Below are 6700 nucleotides of genomic sequence, written 5' to 3'. Positions count from 1 at the left end.
GCTAATCGAACGCATGCCCATCTTCAACCAATAAATCTTTAACAAATAGTACCAGGTGGCACCCCTGTATTATGCGGTATTAATCCGGGTTTCCCCGGGCTATCCCCCAGTTGAAGGTAGGTTGCATACGCGTTACGCACCCGTACGACGGTGACATTGCTGCCCCCTCGCCTTGCATGTATTAAGCCTGCCGCTAGCGTTCATCCTGAGCCAGGATCAAACTCTCCATTGTAAATTTTTTTGTGATCTCTATCTATAAAATAGGACCGAATCTTCTTAAACGTACTATCTTGTTACTCTCTTCATCATGTCAAAGAACTTTGCTTCGCGTCTTCCGAAACTTGTTGCAGTGATCGTTTTCACCGCCGTTATCCCCGATTGGGAGTGCAAAAGTAGGAATTTATTTCCAGTAAACAAACAATGGTTAAAAAATATTAAAAAATTATTTTCATAATAAAGAGTTGACCGAAGCAACATATCTGATATAGAGAAATTTAAGTAATTTATGACAAACCGCTTCAAGAAATAATCTATTCGTTGTCAAAGCTGAGGATTAGTAGATCCAGGCAGACTGCCATTTACAGAAAACTAAATTTTAGTAATAATTTCCAATTCATATCTGTAAGTAATGATGTATAAATCGGCCAAGAACGCCACAAGGCGATCCAAAGAAATCGGCTTTTGTAAAGTCGTAGGTGCGGGATCACCTCAGTTAGCCATGCAGCTGCTTGTTGAATCGCTAATGACATTAACTTTTTCTCTGATTTTATCAATTGGATTACTGCAAGTTCTGTTGCCGTTTTATATCAACATAACTGGTAAATCAGGTCGTTTTTCACTTTTAGATACGCACATCTGGCAGATTTTACTTAGTGCGCTTACGTTCTGCTTCGTTATGTCGGAGATCTATCCTGCATTTTTGATTTCAGGTTTTAATCCGCTCAAGCCTTAAAAGGTCGTTCTAGCCAGGCAAGCGGGGCTTTACTGCGTAAATCATTGGTAATAATTCAGTTTACACTTGCCACTATGCTCATGGTTGGCACCTCAGTAATTGGTAGTCAAATGCGTTTTATACGAGACCGTGATCCTGGCTTTGACCGAAAATACACCTTCACTTTTGATGGACGGAACTTTGCTCCACAAATTAAGCAAGCATTAAGTGGAGAGTCAAGCATCATTGGCCTAAGCACTTCTACGGATATACCGGTCAATATCTTAACGTGCACTTTGTCAACTGATTGGGATGGAAAACCCAGAGATAGGTCACTGATGATGGCGCAGCTAAGTGTCGACAAAGACTTTATTTCAAATTTTAAACTAAAACTAATCGCCGGAGGAAATTTTAGAGGCACCAAGTCTGACTCAACTTCCTTTATATTAAATGAAACAGCTGTTAAACAAACAGGAATAAAAGATCCCATCGGAAAGCGTTTTAAGTTGAACGACACGGACGGAACCCTCATTGGTGTTGTGAAAGATTATAATATCACCTCGATTCGAGAGCCAATTATGTCTCTGAAAGTATTGGGTGCAACGGTTTTAAATATTATAACGCTGCTTTCCAATGGTTTCATGAAATTAATCCTGATTGCCATCGTGATCGCTTCACCCATAGCATGGATTGGCGTGGATCACTGGCTGAACGAATTTGCTTACAAAGTGGGAATTCAATGGTGGACTTTCGTTTTGGCTGGCCTTTTGGCAATAATTACGGCACTTCTGACCATTGGTTTTCAAAGTGTCAAAGCCGGCCATGGCCAACCCGGTTCAATCGATTAGGGCAGAATAAGAGTGCCCTTGAATCCTCTTAGGTCCGAACCTCGTTCTGCGCGTAAAAGCTTAGAGAAATACCGGCATTGTTGTATTATATCTTTTTATCAGGATTTCACGTATTGAGTTACCATCTTCTCATTTTATCGTCTTCCTGACAGCACTTTATGTTTTCCTTCGAAAATAATTTCATATAAATTAAACTTTCGACAGAAATCACGCTCTAAGACCCGAACATAAATCAAATTACTATGAAAAAAGGAATAATCGCCATTATGTTGGCCTTCGCTAGTATTCCCGCATTCGCACAGCGCGACAACGCAAAAATGACCGCAGAAGCAAGAGCTGAAAATCAGACAAAATCTCTGACCGAAAGTCTGAAACTTACAGAAGAGCAGCAAAAGCAAGTATATGCACTAAGCCTGACAAGAGCTCAGAAAATGGATGAAATGAGAAATTCTCAGGATGCGGACAGGTCAAAAATGAGGGACTCGATGGAGGCGTTCAACACTGAATTGCAAAAAGTATTAACGCCTGAACAACAGGAAAAATATAAGGCGGCGATGGAAGAACACAGGAAAAACGGTGGAATGGGCAGAGGGCCACGAAACTAAAAACGGGCTGGCAATAATCTGCCAGCCCGTTTTTCTTATATCGAAAATCTAATACTGCTAATACTACAAAGCAACCTCGGTCTTAAATTCCGAAGTAAAATGGAAATGTATTTTGGGATTATTCTCACGGTTCATTCGGATCATCCAGTCTGATTCTGCAAAAAATACAGGATTACGATCTTTATCAAATGCGATCTGGTTTCCTTTCAAACGGATAAATTCATCCATAGCAGATTTTTCATCAGCTGTTAACCAGCAAGCGCGCGTAACATTCATAGGCACCCAACGGCACTTTGCACCATATTCATGTTCTAGACGATACTGGATTACATCAAATTGAAGTTCTCCTACCGTTCCGACAACTTTCCGGTTACCTAGATCAAGATTAAAAAGCTGCGCAACGCCTTCATCGGTAAGCTGCTGAATTCCTTTTTCCAATTGTTTTGATTTCATCGGATCCAGGTTGATCAATTCCTTGAAAATTTCCGGTGAGAAACTTGGAATACCTGCAAAATTTAGATTTTCACCCTCCGTTAAAGTATCCCCTATCTTGAAATTTCCGGTATCGTATAATCCCACAACATCGCCCGGAAAGCCTTCGTCCATCACACTTTTGTCGGAAGCCATAAACGTAAACGGACTCGCGAAACGTACATCTTTGTTCAGGCGCACATGATGGTAAAAGGTTCGTCTTTCAAACTTACCGGAACAAATTCTTAAAAACGCGATCCGGTCACGGTGACGTGGGTCAAGGTTTGCATGGATTTTAAAAATAAAACCGCTGAATTTAGATTCTGTTGGCTCAACTTCCCGAACATCCGTAGGACGAGGCTGAGGAAGCGGAGAAATTTCGCAGAAAGTATCCAGAAGTTCTTTGATACCAAAGTTATTGATGGCGCTACCAAAGAAAACAGGTGCCAATTCACCCTTTTCATATGCCTCTTTGGAGAATTCGTCGTAAACTCCTTCTACCAATTCAACATCCTCAGCAAGCTGGACCGCATCTTTCAAACCAACAAGTTCTTCCAGCCTATCGTCTCCAAGATCAATTTCGACGACATTGCTTTCAATTTTTGTCTTATTGATTTTAAAAAAATATAATTTCTGTTCAAACAAACTATACACTCCTTTGAAATCTGCGCCCATATTAATCGGCCAGGTAAGCGGACGAACGCGGATTCCCAATTTTGTTTCAAGTTCATCCAGTAATTCAAAAGGATTCTGCCCCTCCCTATCCAGCTTGTTTACAAAAACGATCACTGGCGTGTTGCGCATCCGGCAAACTTCCATCAGTCTTTCCGTTTGCTCTTCCACACCCTTCACGCAGTCGATCACGAGAATTACACTATCGACCGCAGTAAGCGTACGATAAGTGTCCTCAGCAAAGTCTTTGTGGCCTGGTGTATCCAGAATGTTGATCAACAAATCGCGGTATTCAAAAGTCATTACCGAAGTTGCCACCGAAATTCCACGCTGCTTCTCTATTTCCATGAAATCGGAAGTCGCCGTTTTTTTAATTTTATTCGATTTTACCGCACCAGCCGTTTGAATCGCCCCTCCAAAAAGCAGCAATTTCTCAGTTAATGTCGTTTTTCCTGCATCCGGGTGACTGATAATCGCGAATGTCCGTCTTTTCTTAATTTCCTCTATGTTACTCATTATATTATTTTATAACCTGCCGCATTCCGTTTTTAACAAGTTTTTCCCGGTATGGATATAAACAAAAACGCCTGCCGGCAAGCACGAAAGATTCCCTTTTTTGAAAATTTTGCACAAAGATACAAATAAACAAAGCCGCCCGTATCCGGAGCGGCTATATTATTAACTGTCAGTCTGCTTGGGATGCAATCCTAAGCTTCGTTTTTTCTCCGTACCTGAGGTAGCTCAGGTATTCAGTAGAAAGAATCTTTGTAATCCTCAACCGAAGTCATGATCACTTCATGAGCTTCCTCGCGACCATATACATTGGTAATTTCAATGTGCGCTTTTTCGCCGGGAAGGTTTTTATAAGTAAGGAAATAGTGTTTCAAACGTTCAACAATTCCTTGCGGCAATTCACTGATATCTGAATATGCACCGTAAACTTCATCACCTTTCAAGACAGCAATGATTTTGTCATCTGCTTCGCCACCATCGATCAGACGAATACCTCCGATTGGTTTCGCCTGGCACATAATGTCTCCGTGAGAGATGATTTTTTCACATAAGACAATGATATCCAGTGCATCGCCGTCACCTTCTGTCACGTCTCTGCCAGATCTTTCTCTTGCCAGTTCAGCAATTTTGTCTGCGCAATAGGTTTTCGGAATAAATCCGTATAGCGCAGGAACGATGTTGGAATATTTTTGCGGACGGTCAATTTTCAAATAACCGGTCTGTTTGTCAATTTCGTATTTAACGGTATCCGTAGGAACGATTTCAATAAATGCAGTTACAAGATCAGGTGCATTTTCGCCCATCGGAATTCCATGCCATGGGTGGGCTTTGTGTACGTTTGCGTTCATTATATGGTAATAGGTATATGAATCTGTTTTTGTTATTATTTTAATTTATTACTCACCTGCTTTTTCAGAAATCAGATAGTCCCCGGTTTTCGATATTGATTGTTTAACAAACAATTCCCCAAGAAAACCGGCAAGAAATAGCTGTGACCCGACCATAATTGCAACCAGTGCCAAAAAGAACAGCGGATTTTCTGTTACATTCCGGTACGGTTCATGCGAAATGTAAATTTTATAAATCTTGGTACCCAGCAGCCAGAAAGCAATAATAGTTCCAAGAAAAAACATAAGCGTTCCCAGACTGCCAAATAAATGCATTGGGCGACGGCCAAATTTATTCACGAACGCAATCGAAAGCAAATCAAGAAACCCAAAAACGAACCTTTCGAGGCCAAATTTTGTGTAACCGTATTTTCTGGCCTGATGCTGGACAACTTTTTCACCAATTTTTCCAAAGCCATTCCACTTGGCAATTACAGGAATATAACGGTGCATTTCACCATAAATCGTGACATTTTTAACCACGTCCTTTCGATAAGCTTTTAGCCCGCAATTAAAATCGTGCAGCGATACCCCGGAGATACTTCGTGTGGCTGCGTTGAAAATTTTGGTAGGGATAGTTTTTGTTATCGGATCGTACCGTTTCTTTTTCCAACCGGAAACAAGATCGTAGCGATCTTCCTTTATCATGCGGTAAAGCTCAGGAATTTCGTCAGGGCTGTCCTGCAAATCAGCGTCCATGGTAATAACAACATCTCCACGTGCTGCCTGAAAAGCAGTCTGCAAAGCAGCTGTTTTTCCATAATTACGCACAAAACGTCTTCCTTTTATATTCGGGTTTTTCAATGACAATTCGCAGATCACCTCCCATGAGCGATCTTTGCTTCCGTCGTCAATAAAAAGAACTTCGTATGTAAAATTATTTTCAGTCATCACGCGCGCAATCCACTCACTGAGCTCTGGCAAAGACTCCTCTTCATTGAAAAGGGGGACAACAACGGAAATCTGAATAGCTGAATTGGTCATGTATATGTACAAGGGTGATACCTACACACCCGTATTAACGTGCAAAGTTCGTATTTTTCCTGATCAAAATATCAAATAAAAGTCTTTCATTAATTCAGCGAACTTTGGATGATAAGTTTTTCCATCTTCTTCGTATATGAATAAATCATCACTAATTAACCGATTATCAGCAGTTTCGCTTCGCAGGAACAGCATCAGCGAACGAAAGGGCTTCTTCCCATTTTGATGAAACAAAGTTAGTTTTCGGATCAAAACCAGACCTGATTTTTCGGCAAGTTCCTGGAAAATAATACTTTCATCAACCGGAAGAAGTATATTAAACTTTCCTGTTTCTGTCAATAATCTGTTTACTGCTGACAGAAGGACCCGAAAAGTCAAAGAATCTGAATGATGTGCCTGATTTATTTTTGAATCCGGCGAACGCAGATCTGACTGAAAAAATGGAGGGTTACTAATTATGCAATCAAACTTTTCTAAAGATGAAAAATCCTGAATCGCTGAATGGGAAATTTCAATCCGATCAGCAAAAGGACTATTTTCAATATTTTCTTTTGCCTGAGAAAAAGCTTCCGCTTCTATCTCAACAGTGCTGATTTTCGCATTTTTATTCCGCTGCGCCGTCATCAGAGACAACAATCCTGTTCCGGTGCCTATATCCAGAATATGCTCATCATTTTCAACATCTGCCCAGCCACCAAAAACACAGGCGTCCGTGCAGACTTTCATCGCACACCGATCCTGCTGAATGGTAAACTGTTTAAATTTGAAAAATGAATTCCTGGCCATGAG

Annotated in this window: 7 protein-coding genes and 1 rRNA gene; 3 read left to right on the top strand and 5 right to left on the bottom strand. The window is 40.9% G+C overall.

Annotated features, from left to right (window positions below; all coding sequences use genetic code 11):
• A 16S ribosomal RNA gene (locus BMY70_RS08685) occupies window positions 1-232 on the bottom strand; the annotation flags it as partial.
• A gap of 396 nt (window positions 233-628) precedes the next feature.
• Here BMY70_RS08685 and BMY70_RS08680 point away from each other — a divergent pair.
• The 3 genes from BMY70_RS08680 (at window position 629) to BMY70_RS08670 (ending at window position 2384) form a co-directional block, all read left to right on the top strand.
• A complete protein-coding gene (locus tag BMY70_RS08680) occupies window positions 629-952 on the top strand; it encodes an ABC transporter permease (RefSeq protein ID WP_090334677.1) in 324 nt (107 codons plus the stop codon).
• A 110-nt stretch (window positions 953-1062) separates the two neighbouring features.
• The gene (locus BMY70_RS08675; protein ID WP_143072071.1) at window positions 1063-1779 is read left to right on the top strand and encodes an ABC transporter permease; all 717 of its coding nucleotides are present in this window, start codon (window positions 1063-1065) and stop codon (window positions 1777-1779) included.
• Between the two features lie 242 nt (window positions 1780-2021).
• Window positions 2022-2384 carry a DUF4890 domain-containing protein gene (locus BMY70_RS08670; protein ID WP_090334670.1) on the top strand — a complete coding sequence of 121 codons (363 nt, stop codon included), beginning with the start codon at window positions 2022-2024 and terminating at the stop codon, window positions 2382-2384.
• Between the two features lie 63 nt (window positions 2385-2447).
• Here BMY70_RS08670 and BMY70_RS08665 read toward each other — a convergent pair whose 3' ends face one another.
• From BMY70_RS08665 to BMY70_RS08650, 4 genes are all read right to left on the bottom strand, one after another.
• Complete coding sequence (locus BMY70_RS08665) at window positions 2448-4043, bottom strand: peptide chain release factor 3 (RefSeq protein ID WP_090334667.1); 1596 nt, start codon at window positions 4041-4043, stop codon at window positions 2448-2450.
• A 233-nt stretch (window positions 4044-4276) separates the two neighbouring features.
• Complete coding sequence (locus BMY70_RS08660; protein WP_090334665.1) at window positions 4277-4888, bottom strand: inorganic pyrophosphatase; 612 nt, start codon at window positions 4886-4888, stop codon at window positions 4277-4279.
• A gap of 48 nt (window positions 4889-4936) precedes the next feature.
• The gene (locus tag BMY70_RS08655; RefSeq protein ID WP_090334662.1) at window positions 4937-5911 is read right to left on the bottom strand and encodes a glycosyltransferase family 2 protein; all 975 of its coding nucleotides are present in this window, start codon (window positions 5909-5911) and stop codon (window positions 4937-4939) included.
• 63 nt (window positions 5912-5974) lie between these two features.
• Window positions 5975-6697 carry a tRNA1(Val) (adenine(37)-N6)-methyltransferase gene (locus BMY70_RS08650; RefSeq protein WP_090334660.1) on the bottom strand — a complete coding sequence of 241 codons (723 nt, stop codon included), beginning with the start codon at window positions 6695-6697 and terminating at the stop codon, window positions 5975-5977.
• Window positions 6698-6700 lie beyond the last annotated feature (3 nt).

Origin of the sequence: Dyadobacter koreensis (assembly GCF_900108855.1) — a bacterium.
Lineage (GTDB): Bacteria > Bacteroidota > Bacteroidia > Cytophagales > Spirosomataceae > Dyadobacter > Dyadobacter koreensis.
Note: the sequence above shows the minus strand (reverse complement) of the source record. Positions and strands in the feature narration are given on the sequence as shown.